Annotated in this window: 14 protein-coding genes; 9 read left to right on the top strand and 5 right to left on the bottom strand. The window is 60.2% G+C overall.

Translation table 11 applies throughout. The annotated features are described in order from the left end of the window. Positions 1-48: 48 nt before the first annotated feature. The 4 genes from AB4N41_RS22075 to AB4N41_RS22060 all read right to left on the bottom strand — a co-directional run bounded on the left by AB4N41_RS22075 (position 49) and on the right by AB4N41_RS22060 (position 4,957). On the bottom strand, positions 49-2,451 hold the full coding sequence (locus tag AB4N41_RS22075; RefSeq protein ID WP_252876301.1) for a TonB-dependent receptor: 2,403 nt from the start codon (positions 2,449-2,451) through the stop codon (positions 49-51). Positions 2,452-2,518: 67 nt separating this feature from the next. Continuing rightward, positions 2,519-3,469 carry a FecR domain-containing protein gene (locus tag AB4N41_RS22070; protein WP_252876300.1) on the bottom strand — a complete coding sequence of 317 codons (951 nt, stop codon included), beginning with the start codon at positions 3,467-3,469 and terminating at the stop codon, positions 2,519-2,521. Next, positions 3,469-3,978 carry a sigma-70 family RNA polymerase sigma factor gene (locus AB4N41_RS22065; RefSeq protein ID WP_056786013.1) on the bottom strand — a complete coding sequence of 170 codons (510 nt, stop codon included), beginning with the start codon at positions 3,976-3,978 and terminating at the stop codon, positions 3,469-3,471. The genes AB4N41_RS22070 and AB4N41_RS22065 overlap by 1 nt, the downstream gene beginning before the upstream one ends. An 82-nt stretch (positions 3,979-4,060) precedes the next feature. Then, complete coding sequence (locus AB4N41_RS22060; protein WP_252876299.1) at positions 4,061-4,957, bottom strand: helix-turn-helix domain-containing protein; 897 nt, start codon at positions 4,955-4,957, stop codon at positions 4,061-4,063. Between the two features lie 162 nt (positions 4,958-5,119). Between AB4N41_RS22060 and AB4N41_RS22055 the strand changes: the two genes are divergently transcribed. From AB4N41_RS22055 to AB4N41_RS22035, 5 genes are all read left to right on the top strand, one after another. Beyond that, positions 5,120-6,478 carry a glutamine synthetase family protein gene (locus tag AB4N41_RS22055; RefSeq protein WP_252876298.1) on the top strand — a complete coding sequence of 453 codons (1,359 nt, stop codon included), beginning with the start codon at positions 5,120-5,122 and terminating at the stop codon, positions 6,476-6,478. Between the two features lie 264 nt (positions 6,479-6,742). Continuing rightward, positions 6,743-7,831, top strand: coding sequence for a polyamine ABC transporter substrate-binding protein (locus tag AB4N41_RS22050; protein ID WP_150635322.1), 1,089 nt, complete (start codon positions 6,743-6,745; stop codon positions 7,829-7,831). After that, positions 7,828-9,129 carry an NAD(P)/FAD-dependent oxidoreductase gene (locus AB4N41_RS22045; protein WP_252876297.1) on the top strand — a complete coding sequence of 434 codons (1,302 nt, stop codon included), beginning with the start codon at positions 7,828-7,830 and terminating at the stop codon, positions 9,127-9,129. Before AB4N41_RS22050 ends, AB4N41_RS22045 begins: the two co-directional genes overlap by 4 nt. Positions 9,130-9,374: 245 nt before the next feature. Then, positions 9,375-11,030 carry a PqiB family protein gene (locus AB4N41_RS22040; RefSeq protein ID WP_252876296.1) on the top strand — a complete coding sequence of 552 codons (1,656 nt, stop codon included), beginning with the start codon at positions 9,375-9,377 and terminating at the stop codon, positions 11,028-11,030. A 17-nt stretch (positions 11,031-11,047) separates the two neighbouring features. After that, entirely contained in the window at positions 11,048-11,596 is a 549-nt protein-coding gene (locus AB4N41_RS22035) for a PqiC family protein (RefSeq protein ID WP_236168824.1), read from the top strand. 6 nt (positions 11,597-11,602) lie between these two features. Here the strand turns inward: AB4N41_RS22035 and AB4N41_RS22030 are convergent, their stop codons facing one another. Further along, a complete protein-coding gene (locus AB4N41_RS22030) occupies positions 11,603-12,541 on the bottom strand; it encodes a site-specific integrase (RefSeq protein WP_305965242.1) in 939 nt (312 codons plus the stop codon). A gap of 241 nt (positions 12,542-12,782) precedes the next feature. Between AB4N41_RS22030 and AB4N41_RS22025 the strand changes: the two genes are divergently transcribed. The 4 genes from AB4N41_RS22025 to AB4N41_RS22010 all read left to right on the top strand — a co-directional run bounded on the left by AB4N41_RS22025 (position 12,783) and on the right by AB4N41_RS22010 (position 17,775). After that, on the top strand, positions 12,783-14,162 hold the full coding sequence (locus tag AB4N41_RS22025; protein ID WP_460138021.1) for a UDP-glucose 6-dehydrogenase: 1,380 nt from the start codon (positions 12,783-12,785) through the stop codon (positions 14,160-14,162). Positions 14,163-14,406: 244 nt separating this feature from the next. Then, the gene (locus tag AB4N41_RS22020) at positions 14,407-15,585 is read left to right on the top strand and encodes an MFS transporter (protein ID WP_252876294.1); all 1,179 of its coding nucleotides are present in this window, start codon (positions 14,407-14,409) and stop codon (positions 15,583-15,585) included. A gap of 156 nt (positions 15,586-15,741) precedes the next feature. Continuing rightward, positions 15,742-16,428, top strand: a complete 687-nt coding sequence (locus AB4N41_RS22015; protein ID WP_252876293.1) for an HPP family protein — start codon at positions 15,742-15,744, stop codon at positions 16,426-16,428. A 240-nt stretch (positions 16,429-16,668) separates the two neighbouring features. Further along, a complete protein-coding gene (locus AB4N41_RS22010) occupies positions 16,669-17,775 on the top strand; it encodes an enoyl-CoA hydratase/isomerase family protein (RefSeq protein WP_252876292.1) in 1,107 nt (368 codons plus the stop codon). The last annotated feature ends 1 nt before the right edge of the window (position 17,776 follow it).

Here is a 17,776-nt window from a genome sequence, read left to right as displayed (position 1 = left end):
TGTAGTTAACGTATTTTCGACGACGATCGACGCACTTACCCTGCTCCGTTAGAAGTCTACCGCCGCCGACAGCAGATACGTCCTCGGCGTAGAAAGCGTCAACCCCGGCTCACTATCATCCGATGCACCCGCCGAGCTCCAATAGCGTTTATCCAGCACGTTTTCGACATTTGCGCGCAAGGTGATCGTCTTCTCGTCCAACTTGAAAGCATAGCGTGTGCCTACGTCGAACCGTTCCCAGGAGTCGATTTCCTTATCATTCGCCTGATCCAGATACTGCGAACTCGAATAGATTCCACGACTGGTCAATGTCAAACCCTGCACAGTCGGCACGTCCCACTCTGCACCAAGGTTGACGTTGTATTTCGGTGTTGCCGGTGCGCGGTTGCCGTCGAATGTACCGTTGGTGGTATCGGTCAGTTCGCTATCGATGTACATCACCCCGCCGAGCAATCGGAAGCCCTTCAGCGGTTCGCCAAACACGCTCAGTTCTACGCCGTTGTTTTCGCGTTTGCCGTTCGGGCCGAAGACTCGTGTGGTCGCATTGGTTTCGTAGGCAGGTTGTTTGATGCGGAACACCGCTGCCGTCAGCGCGTATGAGCCGGCGTCGTACTTGGCGCCGACTTCGACCTGGCGGCTGATGAATGGCGGGAAGATTTCGTCTTCGTTGATCGACGTCGATGGCGCGATCTTGCCTTGGCTCAGACCTTCCATGTAGTTGGCGTACAGCGAAAGTTTGTCCGTCGCCTTGAACAGAATCCCGCCCGACGGCGAGACCTTTTCTTCATCGTAGGCCGTATCGCCCTTGATGCCGTCGCTCCAGTCATCGACTTTGACCCGCTGCCAGCGCGCGCCCAAAGTCAGCAGCAGTCGATCCTCGAAGAAACCGAGCGTGTCGGACAAGGCCACGCCGCTGAAGCGATTTTCGGTGTAGACCTTGGCGTCATTGCGGGTCGGCGTGCCGGGTCTGGCTATTTCCACCGGGTCGTAGAGATTGCTGCGCCCGGCCGCGTAACGGGCGCCGCCGTTTTCGAAGTCCATATAAAAGTAGTTGGCCGCCAGGTTCACTTCATGGCTGACCGGTCCGGTCTGGAACCAGTTGCGCACCCCAGCGGTAGCCGTGCGAACGTTTTCGTCGCGAGTGAAGTCGCGCGGCTGGACGCTGAAGTCGCCGGCGTCATTGGTCACTGAAACCGCGTGGCGCAAGAAGTCGTGATTGCTTTTGCGTGCGCCGACGCCGCCATACAGCATGACCGAATCGCTGACATCGAACTCGCCGTTGAGCGTGCCGAAAGTGTCTTTGGTTCGCGCCCGGCTCCAGGGTTGCGCATAGTTGTCGCGCACATCATTGGCGTTCGGCACCTTGGCGTTGGTCGCGACTTGCACGCGTTCCTGCGGTGCGTCAGTGTCGCGTTCGGTGTGGCCGATATCGGTGGAAAGTCGCAAGCGTTCACCACGGAAATCCAGACCGAGTACTGCCATGTCGCGATCGACACTCTGATGATCCCATTCTGTATCACCGGACTGTTTAACCCCGTTGAAGCGCACCCCGAATTGATTGTCTTCGCCAAAACGCCGTCCGACATCCACCGCGCCGCCGACTTGATTGTTCGAGGCGTAATTGGCTGTCAGCGAGGTGATCGGCTTGTCGGTCGCGCGTTTCGGCACGACGTTGATCCCCCCTCCTACACTGCCCCGTGGCGAAATCCCGTTGATCAATTGGCTCGGGCCTTTGAGGATGTCGACGCGATCGGCCATTTCCATATCAATCGTGTAAGTCGGCAACACACCGTAGAGGCCGTTGTAGGCAACATCACTGTTGAACAGGCTGAAACCACGGATGGTGAATTGCTCATAGCGGCCACCGGCAGGGTTGGTGGCGCGTACCGAAGGGTCGGTACTGATCAGATCGCCGAGCGTGCGCGCCTGTTGGTTTTTCACCGTTTCGCTGGTGTAGGTGGTCATGCTGAACGGGGTTTCCATGAAATCCCTGGAACCCAACAACCCTTGCGAGCCACGCCGCGCGACCTGACCGCCAGCAAACACGTCGGCATCCGCTGAACCGCCCGCGCCGAGAATCGATGTCGGCGCAAGTTGCAAGGTGCTGCCTTGCGCTGCGGGCACCAGCGTATAAGCCTGATCGCCGACCGGTTGCAGCTGCAAACCGGAACCCAGCAACAACCGGCTGAACCCCTCCTCCACGCCATATTCACCGGACAAACCATTGCTGTTGCGGCCGCTGACCAGTGCCGGATCCACCGACAGATTGACGCCGGCGAGACCGGCGAAGCGCGTCAGCGCTGTACTCAGACTACCGGCCGGCACCTGATAACTGCGGCGACTGCCATCGTCGGCCCAGCTCGATTGGATCAACACGGGGCTGGCACTCAGGCTCAGCAAAAGGCTCAACTGCAACAACGGACGCAAACGACCTGGAAATACTGCGGGCATTGGAAGAAGCTCTCGATTTTGTTCACTTGCCTGGAATGACCAGCGAGGCGAAAAAAAGGGACAGGCTTCAGCCAGTTTTTTCCGCACGCGGTACCAGTGACACCCAAAATCGCGTTCGCGCATGCACATCGACGGGCAAACTGGCAGCCAGCAGTGCCAGCACTTGATCGGTATCGTCGAGGCGAAAGCTGCCAGTGACGCGCAGCGATTCCAGCGCCGGATCCCAGCGCAGAACACCCGAGCGGTAGCGACTCAGCTCGCGGAGGAAATCACCCAGCGGCTGGTTTTGCGCCATCACCACACCGTCGCGCCACCCGGGCATCAACGCATCGAACGCCGTCACCGCCCCGGCGCCCGAAGCTTGCAGGCTGACTTGCTGGCCCTGCTGCAATACCAGCGCCGGGCCGTGCAGCGGCTGCAATTGCACCGAACCACGGAGCACGCAGACCTGGCAATCGCGGGAATTGAGGCGCACCGAGATGTCGCTGTGATTGACGATCATCCGCCCATAAGGCGCGTTGACGATAAAGGCTGAATCGCCCGCGACGTTGAGCGCCATCTCGCCACGAATCAGCGTCAACTGACGTGCCGCCAGATCGACATTAACCGCGCTGTCGGTGTTGAGTTGCAATGAATAATCCTGGGCCAACTGCACTTTGCGCCGCTCGCCAGTGCTGGTGTGCAGGTCGGCGCGCCAGACCTCCAGCGGCAGCTCCCGACTGATCAACCACGCCGCCGGCACCAGCGCCGCCACGCCCAAGGCACGCTTGAGAGCAGCGCGCCGCGCCGGATCCGGCCGATCCAGCGTGGCCAGGGCAAGCGCCGGGGGCAAGCCTGCAAAGCGTTGACGCAGTTGTTGAATTTTCTGCCACGCGTTCTCGTGGCGACTGTCGCTGGCGCGCCAATGCTGTAATCGCGCGTGATCTTCCTCGCTGGCACAACCGGACTCGAGCAGTGCCAGCCAGTGCGCCGCTGCCCGCGCCACTTCCCGCATTTCATCATTGGGTGCAACGCGCATCAGAGATCCACCAGCAAACAATGCTCGTACGCCTGGGCCATGTAACGTTTCACCGTGCGCTCGGAAACCTGCAAGCGTTCGGCAATCTCGCGGTAGCCAAGGCCCTCGAGTTGACTCCAAAGAAATGCCCGGCGCACGGGGCGCGGCAAGCCATCGAGCAATTCATCCAGCGCCTGCAAGGTTTCCAGCAGCAACCAGCGCTGCTCCGGCGACGGTGCGCACGCTTCCGGCAATTGCGCCAAGGCATCGAGGTAGGCTTTTTCCAGATGGCGCCGCGTGTAGAAATTGCTCAGTAGCCGTTTGCCGACGGTGAGCAGATACGCGCGCGGCTCGCGCAATTCAGCCAGTGGCGGCGCGTTGCACAGGACGCGGACAAAGGTGTCTTGACTGAGGTCCGCCGCATCCCACGCATTGCCCATGCGCCGGCGCAGCCAGGTTTCCAGCCAGCCGCGGTGCTCGCGATACAACTGCTGCAGGCTCTGCTCCGACGGTGACGTGGCTTCAATCATCTCAAGAGACCCTGCGCGAAGGTAGATTCAAATGAGACTGATTCTATTTAACTTCTGCAAGGACACAAAGCCTTTTTGCTGCTCAGCGCTTGAGCGTCTCGCTCGGCAGCTCCTTGAACAGCGCGCGGTAACTGCTGGAAAACCGCCCCAGATGCCAGAACGACCAGCGCATCGCCACTTCCGCAACAGTGGTTTCCGTCGGCCGACGCTTGAGCAATTCACGGTGCGCACTGTTTAGCCGCCTCAGGCGCAACCAGTGGCTCGGGGTCATCCCGGTGTAAGCCTTGAAAGCCTGTTGCAACTGGCGCAGCGGTACGCCGGCAACGTGAGAAAGTTCGAGCAGATTGACCGTGTCTTCCGGCGAATCAGCCGCCCACTCCCCTACTCGCTTCATGATTTGGCGTTCGTTGTTACGCTGCTGCAATCCTCCACGATCAAGACGGGTTTGAGCGTTGTCGAGGATGAACAGGCAGTCCTCGAGCAGTTGCCGAGTCAGGCGATCTTTATCAAGTGGATCAGAGGCTTGCGACAACTTCGTGAGAATCGAGCTTAACCAGCCGCTGAACAAAGCGTTCTGTCCGCAGTTCAGCGGCGCCATGAACAGACCTTCGAGCTTTGCCACTTGCAAACCGTGCTCGCGGACGAAATCCGGACCGAACACCACAGCGATTTCACGGTAGTTCTCCGGGGTGATCCAGATGTTGCGGCTTTCTTCGTTGAGCAGATACAGCGCGTTGTCGCTGCGATCGAAACAGAACGCCAGAGCCCCGGATGGCGCACTGAAGTTTTGCTCGACCCGGGTGTTCATCTGTTCTTCATAAACCTCGACGCCCTGCAGATCCAGATAGCGAATCTGCCCGGCGAAATGCCCCGGCGACATCTGCTGGTAATGCTGGACCCAGCCCGGTGTAGCGCGGATTTGCTCGGCCACGTCGGCGGTATTGAACGCTTGAACCTGAAGCGGATTGCACGTTGTCATGGGGTGACCCTGCGCACTCTTTTGGTGCGCTTTGGTGCTGCTGAAAGTGGATAGATGGAATCGCAAGCCGCGCCCAAGATAGTCCCCAACGCGCCACAGGGGAAGGGGCGGAAGATGAAACCCGCCCTCCCCGGCGTCTACAAAACCAATAACGAGGTCTTTATGAACGCCCCTTTCGATCAGCTGTTCACCTGGCTGAAAGATCACAAGATTACCGAAGTCGAATGCGTGGTCAGCGACCTGACCGGCATCGCCCGCGGCAAGATTGCACCGACCAACAAGTTCCTGCATGAGCGCGGTATGCGCCTGCCGGAGAGCGTGCTGCTGCAAACGGTAACCGGGGATTTTGTCGACGACGACATCTACTACGACCTGCTCGACCCGGCTGACATCGACATGGTTTGCAAGCCGGTTTCCGATGCCGTGTATGTCATTCCTTGGGCAATCGAACCGACTGCCATCGTCATCCACGACACCTTCGACAAGTTCGGCAACCCGATCGAACTGTCGCCGCGCAACGTGCTGAAGAAAGTCTTGCAGCTCTACACCGACAAGGGCTGGAAGCCGATTGTCGCGCCGGAAATGGAGTTCTACCTGACCCAGCGCTGTGAAGATCCGGACCTGCCGCTCAAGGCACCGCTGGGTCGTTCGGGTCGTGCGGAAAGCGGTCGCCAGTCATTCTCGATCGATGCCGCCAACGAATTCGATCCGCTGTTCGAAGACGTCTACGACTGGTGCGAACTGCAAGGTCTGGACCTCGACACGCTGATCCACGAAGACGGCCCGGCGCAGATGGAAATCAACTTCCGCCACGGCGATGCGCTGGATCTGGCTGACCAGATCACCGTGTTCAAACGCACCCTGCGCGAAGCAGCGCTCAAGCACAACGTCACCGCGACGTTCATGGCCAAACCGATCGGCGACGAGCCCGGCAGCGCCATGCACTTGCACCAGAGTGTGGTCGAGATCGCGACGGGTCAGCCGATCTTTGCCGATGCCGAGGGCAAGATGAGCGAGCTGTTCCGTCATCACATCGGTGGCTTGCAGAAATACATCCCGAAAGTGCTGCCGATGTTCGCGCCGAACGTCAATTCGTTCCGCCGCTTCCTGCCGGACACCTCGGCGCCGGTCAACGTCGAATGGGGCGAAGAGAATCGCACGGTCGGCCTGCGAGTGCCGACTTCAGGGCCTGAATCGATGCGCGTGGAAAACCGCTTGCCCGGCGCCGACGCCAATCCGTATCTGGCGATTGCCGCGAGCCTGCTGTGCGGCTACATCGGCATGGTCGAGAAGATCGAGCCGAGCGCGGCGGTCGAAGGCCGGGCCTATGAACGGCGCAACCTGCGCCTGCCCATCACCATCGAAGAAGCCCTGACGCAGATGGAAGACTGCCCGAAAGTCGCCGAATACCTGGGCAGCAAATTCGTTCGCGGTTACGTTGCGGTCAAACGCGCCGAGCATGAAAACTTCAAGCGCGTGATCAGCTCCTGGGAGCGAGAGTTCCTGCTGCTCAGCGTCTGACGGCGCAGCCGTCCCTGTGGGAGCGAGCCTGCTCGCGAAGACGTCGGCACACTCACCATAGATGTCGACTGAAACACCGCTTTCGCGAGCAGGCTCGCTCCCACATGGGATTGTGCAGCGCCTGAGAATTTGATCGTTCCCACGCTCCCGCGTGGGAATGCATCCCGGGACGCTCTGCGTCCCATCCAAAGCCGAACGCCGAGCGTCCGTTGCGGCATTCCCACGCACAGCGTGGGAACGATCATTACAAGAAGAGGTGTCGATATGCGTCTATTGAAATCCGTACTCCCGGTCGCGCTGAGCGTGCTGTTCAGTGCAGCAGCCCACGCCGAGCCCCAGGTCAGCGTCTACAACTGGACCGACTACATCGGCGAAACCACCCTTGCAGACTTCCAGAGCAAGACCGGGATCAAGGTGATCTACGACGTCTTCGACTCCAACGAAACCCTTGAAGGCAAACTCCTCGCCGGCCGCACCGGTTACGACGTGGTAGTGCCGTCCAACCACTTCCTCGCCCGTCAGGTAAAGGCCGGCGCGTTCATGAAGCTCGATCGATCACAGTTACCAAACTGGAAGAACCTTGACCCGAAACTGCTTGAATTGCTTGAGAAAAACGATCCAGGCAATGAGCACTCGGTGCCCTATCTGTGGGGCACCAACGGCATCGGCTACAACGTCGACAAGGTCAAGCAAGTGCTCGGCATCGACCACATCGATTCCTGGGCCGTGTTGTTTGAACCGGAGAATCTGAAGAAGCTCAGCCAGTGCGGTGTGTCGATGATGGACTCCGCCGACGAAGTCTTCCCGGCCATCCTCAACTACATGGGCATGGATCCGCGCAGTGAAAACCCTGAAGACTACAAAAAGGCCGAAGCCAAGCTGCTGAGCATCCGTCCGTACATCACCTATTTCCATTCTTCCAAGTACGTGTCGGACCTGGCCAATGGCGACATCTGCGTCGCGTTCGGTTACTCCGGCGATGTGTTCCAGGCGGCCAACCGCGCCAAGGAAGCCAAGAACGGTGTGAATATCGCTTACGCCATCCCCAAGGAAGGCGCCAACCTGTGGTTTGATCTGCTGGCGATTCCGGCCGACGCGAGCAACGCCAAAGAGGCCCATGCCTTCATCAATTACCTGCTTGATCCGCAGGTGATCGCCAAGGTCAGCGCCACCGTCGGCTACGCCAACCCGAACCCGGCGGCCAAGCCGTTCATGGATGAGGAACTGGTCAACAACCCTGAGGTTTATCCGCCGCAGTCGGTGCTCGACAAACTCTACATTTCCTCGACCCCGCCCCAGGCGATCATGCGTCTGATGACCCGGTCGTGGAGCAAAGTGAAGTCGAACAAATGAATCAGCACAGCGCACAACACGACCGCTCCTACTACGCAGCTTCTGCACGGACGACCACGCCCTACCCTGCGCTGGACGGAGATGTGCTTGCCGATGTCTGCGTGATCGGCGGCGGCTTTACGGGCGTCAACACGGCGATTGAACTGGCGCAGCGTGGTCTGTCGGTGGTGCTGCTCGAAGCGCGACAGATCGGCTGGGGCGCCAGCGGCCGCAATGGCGGGCAGCTGATTCGCGGCATCGGCCATGAAGTCGAGGGTTTCGCGCGCTACGTTGGCCAGGACGGCGTGCATTATCTGCAGCGCGCCGGCATCGATTCGGTGGCGCTGGTGCGCCAGCGCATCACTGAAAACGCCATCGACTGTGATCTGCGCTGGGGCTTTTGCGAACTGGCCAACACCGCCGCGCAATTCGCCGCGTTCAAGCAGGAACAGGACAGCCTCGCCGAACTCGACTATGCCCACGCAACGAGGCTGGTCGGGCCGGAGCAGATCCGTGCGCAAGTGGTCGACGCCGGTGTGTACGCCGGCGGATTGATCGACATGGGTTCGGGCCATTTGCATCCGCTTGATCTGGTTCAGGGCGAAGCGCGTCTCGCCGCGTCGCTGGGCGTGCGTATCTTTGAGCAAAGTCCGGTCCTGGAAATCCTCCATGGCCCGACCGTCGAGGTGCGCTGCGCCACCGGTTCAGTACGCGCCGGCAGCCTGGTGCTTGGCTGCAACGCGCATCTGGATGACCTCGAGCCGAAACTCAGCGGCAAAGTGCTGCCCGCCGGCAGTTACATCATCGCCACCGAGCCGCTGGACGAAAGCCGTGCCGCGCAGTTGATCCCGCAGAACCTGGCGCTGTGCGATCAGAAAGTCGGGCTCGATTATTACCGTCTCTCGGCGGATCGACGTCTGCTGTTCGGCGGTGCTTGTCATTACTCCGGGCGCGATCCGGCGGATATCGCCGCCTACATGCGACCGAAAATGCTCAAGGTGTTCCCGCAACTGGCCGACGTGCGCATCGACTACCAATGGGGCGGGAAGATCGGTATTACCGCCAATCGTTTCCCCCAGGTTGGCCGGCTCAAACAGCACCCGAACGTGTTTTACGCGCAGGGCTATTCCGGCCATGGCCTCAACGTCACCCATTGGTGCGCGAAATTGCTGGGCGAAGCCATTCACGCCGGGCATAGCCAGGGCATGGACGTGTTCAGCGGCGTGCCGCACATGACCTTCCCCGGTGGTCCGGCGTTGCGTTCGCCGCTGCTGGCGCTTGGCATGTTCTGGTATCGCCTGCGCGAAATGCTCGGCTGAGCCCGCCACGACTCTGGCCCCTGTAGGAGCTGCCGAAGGCTGCGATCTTGGGACGCAGAGCGTCCCGGGCTGCATTCCCACGCAGAGCATGGGAACGATCAGGTCGCAACCTTCGGCAACTCCTTGCACCGCAATTGCGTCCCACGCCAGCTATACACATTTGCTCTATCGCCAAGCACTTCTATATTGATGAAGTGCTTTTGCGTTCCTGACGCTCAGTGCCCGATTAATTGAGGAGGACATGGATGAAGTCGTCAGCCAGCGACGAGCCGCGAGCACCCGGTCAGGCGCCGATCAAAACCCGCCGATTCGGTATCTCACTGGTATGGATCGTGCCGATCGTGGCGGTGCTGGTGGGCATTTCGCTGGTGATTCACAACATCCTCCAGGAAGGCCCGACGATCACCGTCACCTTCAAGACCGGCGATGGCCTGACCGCCAACAAGACCGAAGTCAGGTACCGCAACGTAGTCATCGGCCATGTCTCCGATGTTGAACTGGCCAACGACCATAAACACGTCAACGCCACGATCAAACTCGCCAAGCAGGCCGAAGCCTTCACCCGCGAGGACTCGCAATTCTGGGTGGTACGTCCGCGCATCGGCGCCGGCGGGGTATCGGGCATCGACACATTGCTGTCGGGCGACTACATCGGTGCCGACATTGGCCAGGCCAATACCCGCTCAAAAAACTTCAAGGGTCTGGAGAACCCGCCGCCGATCACCTATGGCGAACCGGGCAAGCGTTTCACCCTGCACACCGCCGACCTCGGCTCGCTGGACATCGGCTCCCCCGTCTATTACCGCAAGATCCCGGTTGGCCAAGTGGTGTCCTATGCCTTGGACCAGGACGGCAAAGGGGTCAACATCGAAGTCTTCGTGCATTCGCCAAATGACGCCTACGTCACCGAAAACACCCGTTTCTGGAACGCCAGCGGCATCGACATCAATGTCGGTGCCAACGGCTTTGCGGTGAAAACCGAGTCGCTGTCGACCCTGCTGGTGGGCGGCATCGCTTTCCGCGCTCCGGATTACAGTCCCAACGATTCGCCAGCCAGTGAAGACAAGGGTTTCGAACTGTTCGCCGACCAGGCCACCGCCCTCGCCCCGCCAAACGGCAAGGCACAATATCTGGCGCTGCGCTTCGATCAAGCCTTGCGCGGGCTCAAGGTTGACGCGCCGGTGGAGTTCCTCGGAGTTGAAATCGGCCGGGTGGTGGCAGTCAATCTCGACTTCGACGAGGTCAAGCGCACCTTCCCGGTGAATGTCGGCATCGTCATCTATCCGCAGCGTCTGGGCCGCGCTCACACGAAAATGCTCAAGGCTTACCATGGCGACGAAAACGATGAGGCCACCGGCGCGCGCCTGATCGGCACGTTCATCGAAAACGGCCTTCGCGCCCAGGCCCGCAACGGCAACCTGCTCACCGGTCAGTTGTATATCTCCCTGGATTTCTACCCCAAAGCGCCGAAAGTCGCTTTTGACCCTACGGCACGGCCGGTGACCATTCCGACCGTCCCTGGCAGCCTCGAGCAATTGCAGGAAAAACTCGAGGCGATGGTCAACAAGATCAACGCATTGCCGGTTGAACGCATCGCCAGCAACCTCGACGGCAATCTGGTCGAGCTGCGCAAGGGCCTGAAGCAGTTCAACGCCAGGACTCTGCCGGGTGTACAGAGCACCCTCGCCGACGTCAGCAAGACCTTGCAGTCCGCCAATTCGACCCTGGCCGAGGATTCACCGCAACGTGAGCAGTTGACCGAAACCCTCGACGAACTCGGGCGCATGTCGCGCTCGTTGCGAGAGCTGTCGGATTACCTCGGTCGCCACCCTGAGTCGCTGATTCGCGGACGCCCCGACAACGCCGCGCCGCTGGACCTCAAAGGACCGCCACGCAATTGAGCACAGGAGCTGCATCCATGGTTTTACCGTTGAAGATCTCCCTGCTCGCTGCGCTCGTGCTGCTGGCCGCGTGCCGTAGCGACCCGATCAGCTTCCATACGCTGACCCCGGCGCAACCGGGTGCCAGCCGCAACGGCGCCGACATCGCCATCGAAAGCATCAGCGTGCCGCCGCAGGTCGATCGCGCGCAGATCGTGATTCGCCAAGGCAACAGCGGCGTGGCCATCCTGGATACCGATTGGTGGAGCGCCACCCTTGCCGATGAGTTGCGCGGTGCGCTGGTCGATCAATTGAGTGGCGGCGTCGGCCAGCAGCGCGCTTCCGTGCGAATCGACGTGCAGCGCTTCGATTCGATTCCCGGTCAGTACGCCTTGATCGACGTGAAATGGCGAGTGCGCCCATTGGGTGCGGCGGACGCGGCGCTGCTGAGCTGTCGCTCGGTGTTGCAGACGCCTTCAGGGCCGAGCATCGACGAACTGGTAACCGCGCAACAGAACAACGTCAAACGCCTCGCTGCGCACATCGCGCAGGGTGCCAGCGGCTCGCGCTGCCCGCCGCAGACCTGACACCGTTTACAAATCGAAGCGATCCACCGCCCGCCGCCGCTCGTTGTCATCGCGCACATCGTAGTTGGCAGTCGTCTGGATATTGCTGTGATGCGCCAGTTTCTGCGCGATCGACAGGTCGTGCTCTTCGATCACCCGGGTGATGAATGAACGACGGAAGTCATGGGGCATGATTTTCACCCCGACCTGCGTACCGCGCTGGCGGGCAATGTAGTAAATCGCGTGTTTGGTGATGCGCTCGCGGGTGATGTGGCTGCCCCGGCGAATACGGTTGAACAGAAACGCATCGTCGCTCTCGCCTTCCTTGAGCTGTGAACGACGCAGTTCCAGCCAGGCATCGAGCTTGGCAAAGGCCCAGGCCGGCGCGTACTTGATCAACTGTTTGTTGCCCTTGCCGGTCACCGTCAGGCTGCGTTCGTGAAAGTCGACCTGGCTCAGATCCAGATCCACCGATTCCGACTTGCGCATGCCGGTGCCGTACAGCAGCGCAATCACCGCCGCATCACGCAGGCCCTGCGGGCGCGGGTCGGCAGCGCAGACCTCCATCAGTTCATGAATCAGCGTGCGCTTGAGGTTGCGCCCCTGGGACAGCCGCGTGCCGGCTATGCCCTTGACCGAACGCATCTTCAGCAGGTGATCCTGGCTGATCAGGCTCATGCGCCATGCTTCGTTCATCACCCCGCGTACGGCGTTCACGTACAGCGACGAGGTGTTCGGTGCATAACCATCGGCACGCAAAGCGGCGACCAGCGCCACCACGTCTTCCGGTTGCAGGCCGTGCCAGGGGATTTCTTCGATATCGACGTCCTCGAAACCGAGGCGGTCAGCGGCGTCTTGCAGCACATAACGCATGGTCAACTGGCTGGAAGGTGCCAGTCGCGCCAGGTAAACGGTCAGCGGATTGTTGTTGGACGGTGCAGGTTGGGTACTCGACAAATCACTCAAACGAAACGGCCTTGAAATAAAAAACGATTCAACAAAAACAATAAATGCATGAAATGAAACGCAAAAAACGGCATGACTCGATGACAAGGGTTACCGCGAAAGGCCCACAACCTGCCGTTCGAGGCGGTAAAAGTCAATCGGGCATTCCCCGAACGGTCTGTTTGCTGATTCTTCAGCAGTAGGCGAACTGAAACATCGCGCTCTTATGTTCAGTGCAGGGAACTGCGAGCAGGAGTGCGGCATGAAGATCACGGTGTTTGGCAGTGGTTATGTCGGTCTGGTGCAGGCGGCGGTGCTGGCCGAGGTCGGTCACGAGGTCGTGTGCATGGATGTCGACGCGCAGAAGATCGAGCAGTTGGGCCAGGGGCACGTCAGTATTTACGAGCCGGGGCTGGCCAGTCTGGTGCGTGAAGGCCTGGATTCGAAACGCCTGCAATTCACCACCGATGAGCGGTTTGCGGTGTTGCATGGGCGGGTGGCGTTCATCGCGGTGGGCACGCCGTCACGCGAGGATGGTTCGGCGGATCTGCGCTACGTCCTCTCGGTTGGCGACGCGATTGCCCGGCATCGCGAGCAGCCATTGATCGTGGTGGAAAAGTCCACGGTGCCGGTGGGCACGGGCGACGCTTTGCGCAGCCACATCGAAAAGGCCCTGATCAAGATTGGCCGCCTGCTGCAGTTCGATATTGTCTCCAACCCGGAATTTCTCAAGGAAGGTTCAGCGGTTGCTGATTGCCGGCGACCGGATCGCATCGTCATTGGTTGCGAAGGCGCTGAAGTGCGCGATGTGATGCGCGATCTGTACGCGCCGTTCAACCGCAACCATGACCGCATCCTGTTCATGGACTTGCGCAGTGCCGAGCTGACCAAATACGCCGCCAACTGCATGCTGGCGACCAAGATCAGCTTCATCAACCAGATCGCCGAACTCGCCGAGCATCTGGGCGCAGATATCGAAGCAGTGCGCCAGGGCATCGGTGCCGATACGCGGATTGGCTATCACTTTATCTATCCGGGTTGCGGCTACGGCGGTTCGTGTTTTCCCAAGGACATGCGCGCGTTGATTCACAGTGCCGAGCAGGCACATTGCTCCAGTGATCTGCTGCAAGCGGTCGAGGCGATCAACCAGCGCCAGAAGCACAAGCTGTTTGAGCGCATCAACGCCTTCTACCGGGGCGATTTGCGCGGCAAGACCTTTGCCCTGTGGGGCCTGGCGTTCAAGCCCAACACCGACGACATGCGCGACGCGCCGAGCCGGGTTCTACTCGAAGACTTATGGGCTGCCGGTGCCAGTGTGCGTGCGTTTGATCCGGAGGCCATGGTGGAAACCCAGAATCTCTATCCAAACGAATCAAAACTGATGCTGATGGGGACGCCGGAATCGGTACTGGCCGGCGCCGATGCGTTGATCATCTGCACCGAATGGCAACAGTTCAAGGCCCCGGATTTCGAGCTGATCAAACAGCGCCTCAATAGCCCGGTAATCTTCGACGGCCGTAACCTGTACGACGCCGAGCGCCTGGCGCGCAATGGCTTTCAGTATTTCCCGATGGGGCGCGGTGAATCGTGCAAGTTGCCGATCACCTTGCGGCAGTGGCCCGCGGCTTCGGATGTGGCTTGAACTGGCCCTGTGGGAGTCATTGCAAATTGTGAGCTACACAGACCCTGTGGGAGCGAGCCTGCTCGCGAATACGGTATGTCAGCGACATAGCAGGTGACTGATCCGCCGCCTTCGCGAGCAGGCTCGCTCCCACAGGGAAATCATGTGCTCCGAGAGACGCTGGTGTATCAGCTTGACCGGTGGCGGCTGCCCAGAGAGGATGGCGTTCGCCCTAGGCAATCCGAATAAGGACATTCCCCCTCCCTTGGCCATCTATTCGCCGTTCATTCGCCGGTTGATGCTCAGCTCGCTGACCGTGGTCATCAGCCGCGCCCTGATCAGCCCGCTGCTGACGCTGTTCCTCAGCAACAAGCTTGGCCTCAATCCGCAGGATGTCGGCTTGCTGCTCGGCATCGCCGTGTTCAGCGCAACATTGCTGTCGCTGTACGGTGGCTACATCATCGACAAGCTGGACAAGCGCCAGTTGCTGATTGTGGCCATGCTCTCCAGCGGTATCGGCCTGATCCTGCTGACCTTCGCGCAGAATCTGTATGTGGTCACCCTGGTGCTGATCATCAGCGAAACCGCGTCGGCGCTGTTCCTCATCGGCTCCAAGGCGATCCTCAGTGAACAGCTGCCAGTGGGCCAGCGGGTCAAGGCGTTTTCCCTCAATTACACGCTTACCAATATCGGCTACGCCGTCGGCCCGATGATTGGCGTGGTGATTGCCGGGGTGCAGCCGTCCGCGCCGTTCATCGTTGCCGGTGCGATCGCCATTGGCAGTATTTTTCTGCTGCTCGGCGCGACCAGGGATGCCAGTCCGATAACATCCGGCAGTGCGCCGCAAAGTTTCCTCAACACGCTGATGATCCTGAAAAACGACCGTACCATGGTGCTGTTCACCCTCGGTTGCCTGCTCAGCACATTGGTGCACGGGCGCTTTACGCTGTACCTGTCGCAATACCTGCTGGTCACCCACACCCAGCAACAAACGCTCGACACCATGGCCGCCCTGCTCGCCTGCAACGCAATCACGGTGATCCTGCTGCAGTACCAGGTGGGTCGCTGGCTCAGTCGCGAACACCTGCGTCACTGGATTGCCGGCGGCACCGCGCTGTTCATCGTCGGGTTGATCGGTTTCAGTCTGGCGGACAGCCTGCTCGGCTGGTGCGTGGCGATGTTCATCTTCACCCTGGGCGAGATGATCATCTACCCCGCCGACTTCCTGTTCGTTGACACCCTCGCCCCGGAGGCACTGCGCGGCAGCTACTACGGCGCGCAGAACCTGTCAGCGCTTGGCGGGGCTGCCAGCCCGGTAATGTGCGGTTTTCTATTGATGCACACGCCTGCGCCAAGCATGTTCTACGCCTTGAGCGGCTTGGCGGCGCTGGGCGGTTATCTGTGCTTCGTCAGCGCTCGGCGCACCGCTTCAATGCAAAAATAGTGCACTAAAACTGCATTTATATGAATTTGTCAGCATCGATTTTGATCGGCAAACTACGCGCGTTCCTCCCCCAATGTTGGAACGCTTCTAGGGCTTTCCGGATATGCCGGACAAGTCCTTTTTTTTGCCCCGGATTTTGTAAAGGATCAGTTCTACATGCTCGCTCGCTGGTTGCCCGCTGCCATCAACACCCGCCCTACTGAATGGAGCCGTGCCGCGATCGGCATGGCCCTGGGCACGCTGTTCAGCGTGTGGATGTGCGCGCAGGTGTTCGGCCATGACGTTGCGTTTCACCTGGTCGGCCCGCTCGGCGCTTCGGCGGTGCTGCTGTTCGCGGTGTCCTCGGGCGCCCTCGCCCAGCCATGGTCGATTCTTGGCGGCTACCTGTGTGCTGGCGTGGTCGCCTTGCTGGTCGCCCATGTTCTTGGCCGTACGCTGGGCAGCGCCTGCCTTGCTGCCGGCATGGCGGTGATTCTGATGTGCTGGCTGCGTTGCCTGCACCCACCGGCCGGCGCCTTGGCGTTGACGCTGGTGCTAGCCGACCCTGCGACCATCGCCATGGACTGGAAAGCCATGGAGCCGGTAATGCTCGGCGCCCTGTGCATGCTCATTAGTGCGCTGGCCTATAACAACCTGACCCGCATCCGCTATCCGAAACGCGCTGCCGACCCGGCTCCGCCAGTGGTCCCGATCGACCGCCAGGCAATTACCGCCGAAGACCTGAAACTGGCGCTGGCCGACATGGAAGCCTTCATCGACGTAACCCCCGAAGACCTCGAACGCCTGATTCACGCCAGCGAACTGCATGCCAAACGCCGCAGCATCAGCGAAACCTTCAGATGATCCCTTTGTAGGAGCTGACGAGTGCAACGAGGCTGCGATCTGTTGATTTCAAAAAACAAGATCAAAAGATCGCAGCCTCGTTGCACTCGTCAGCTCCTACACGGACAGCGGCGCTAAGAGAAAAACGCAGATTCCCCCTGCACATATCCCCGTTGTACACGACAAATTTGCACTGTTACGATCCGCTAACGCCCGCGCGCGGGCTTTTCGAATAAAGACAATAAAAGCAGGGAGTTACTGATGACAGCTCAGGCTTCATCCCGGCGGACCCCGTCCATGGATGCCATGCAAAACGACGTGCTGGCCGAGGTGCGCAATCATATCGGCCACCTGACCCTCAACCGCCCTGCGGGCCTCAATGCAATCACCCTCGACATGGTGCGTCTGCTGCAACAGCAGCTCGATGCCTGGGCGTCTGACGCCAATGTTCACGCCGTGGTATTGCGCGGCGCTGGTGAAAAGGCCTTCTGCGCCGGCGGCGATATTCGTTCGCTGTACAACAGCTACAAGAGCGGCGACACGCTGCACGAAGATTTCTTCGTCGAGGAATACGCCCTCGACCTGACCATTCATCACTACCGCAAACCGGTGCTGGCCCTGATGGACGGTTTTGTCCTCGGCGGCGGCATGGGCCTGGTGCAAGGCGCCGATCTGCGTGTGGTCACCGAAAAGAGCCGTCTGGCGATGCCGGAAGTGGCCATCGGTTATTTCCCTGATGTCGGCGGTAGTTACTTCCTGCCGCGCATTCCCGGTGAGCTGGGGATTTATCTGGGCGTCAGCGGCGTGCAGATTCGCGCCGCCGATGCGCTGTACTGCGGCCTCGCCGACTGGTATCTGGATAGCAGCAAACTTGCGCTGCTCGACGAGAAACTCGACCAGATGGAGTGGCAGGACACGCCGCTCAAGTCGCTGCAGAACCTGCTGGCCAAGCACGCCGTGCAAACTCTGCCCGATGCACCCCTCCAAGTGTTGCGCCCGGCCATCGACCATTTCTTTGCCCTGCCCGACGTGCCGAGCATGATCGAGCAATTGCGCGCCGTCACTGTCGCTGACAGCCATGAATGGGCGGTCACCACGGCGGATCTGCTGGAAACCCGCTCACCGCTGGCCATGGCCGTGACCCTGGAAATGCTCCGTCGCGGCAGGCACCTGAGTCTGGAGAATTGCTTTGCGCTGGAGCTGCATCTGGACCGCCAGTGGTTTGCCCGAGGCGACCTGATCGAAGGCGTGCGCGCCCTGCTGATCGACAAGGACAAGTCACCGCGCTGGAACCCGCCAACCGTCGCTGAGCTGGACGCTGCGCAGGTTGCGAGCTTCTTCCATGGTTTTGATGAGAGCGGGAGCTGAG

It is taken from the genome of Pseudomonas sp. S2_A10, assembly GCF_054668465.1.
This window is presented reverse-complemented; position numbering and strand designations above follow the sequence as displayed.

Excerpts from the sequence above, each read along its gene's own strand:
- AB4N41_RS22075 (WP_252876301.1), bottom strand. The coding sequence starts at position 2,451 with ATGCCCGCAGTATTTCCAGGTCGTTTGCGTCCGTTGTTGCAGTTGAGC.
- AB4N41_RS22070 (WP_252876300.1), bottom strand. The coding sequence starts at position 3,469 with ATGCGCGTTGCACCCAATGATGAAATGCGGGAAGTGGCGCGGGCAGCG.
- AB4N41_RS22065 (WP_056786013.1), bottom strand. The coding sequence starts at position 3,978 with ATGATTGAAGCCACGTCACCGTCGGAGCAGAGCCTGCAGCAGTTGTAT.
- AB4N41_RS22060 (WP_252876299.1), bottom strand. The coding sequence starts at position 4,957 with ATGACAACGTGCAATCCGCTTCAGGTTCAAGCGTTCAATACCGCCGAC.
- AB4N41_RS22055 (WP_252876298.1), top strand. The coding sequence starts at position 5,120 with ATGAACGCCCCTTTCGATCAGCTGTTCACCTGGCTGAAAGATCACAAG.
- AB4N41_RS22050 (WP_150635322.1), top strand. The coding sequence starts at position 6,743 with ATGCGTCTATTGAAATCCGTACTCCCGGTCGCGCTGAGCGTGCTGTTC.
- AB4N41_RS22045 (WP_252876297.1), top strand. The coding sequence starts at position 7,828 with ATGAATCAGCACAGCGCACAACACGACCGCTCCTACTACGCAGCTTCT.
- AB4N41_RS22040 (WP_252876296.1), top strand. The coding sequence starts at position 9,375 with ATGAAGTCGTCAGCCAGCGACGAGCCGCGAGCACCCGGTCAGGCGCCG.
- AB4N41_RS22035 (WP_236168824.1), top strand. The coding sequence starts at position 11,048 with ATGGTTTTACCGTTGAAGATCTCCCTGCTCGCTGCGCTCGTGCTGCTG.
- AB4N41_RS22025 (WP_460138021.1), top strand. The coding sequence starts at position 12,783 with ATGAAGATCACGGTGTTTGGCAGTGGTTATGTCGGTCTGGTGCAGGCG.
- AB4N41_RS22015 (WP_252876293.1), top strand. The coding sequence starts at position 15,742 with ATGCTCGCTCGCTGGTTGCCCGCTGCCATCAACACCCGCCCTACTGAA.
- AB4N41_RS22010 (WP_252876292.1), top strand. The coding sequence starts at position 16,669 with ATGACAGCTCAGGCTTCATCCCGGCGGACCCCGTCCATGGATGCCATG.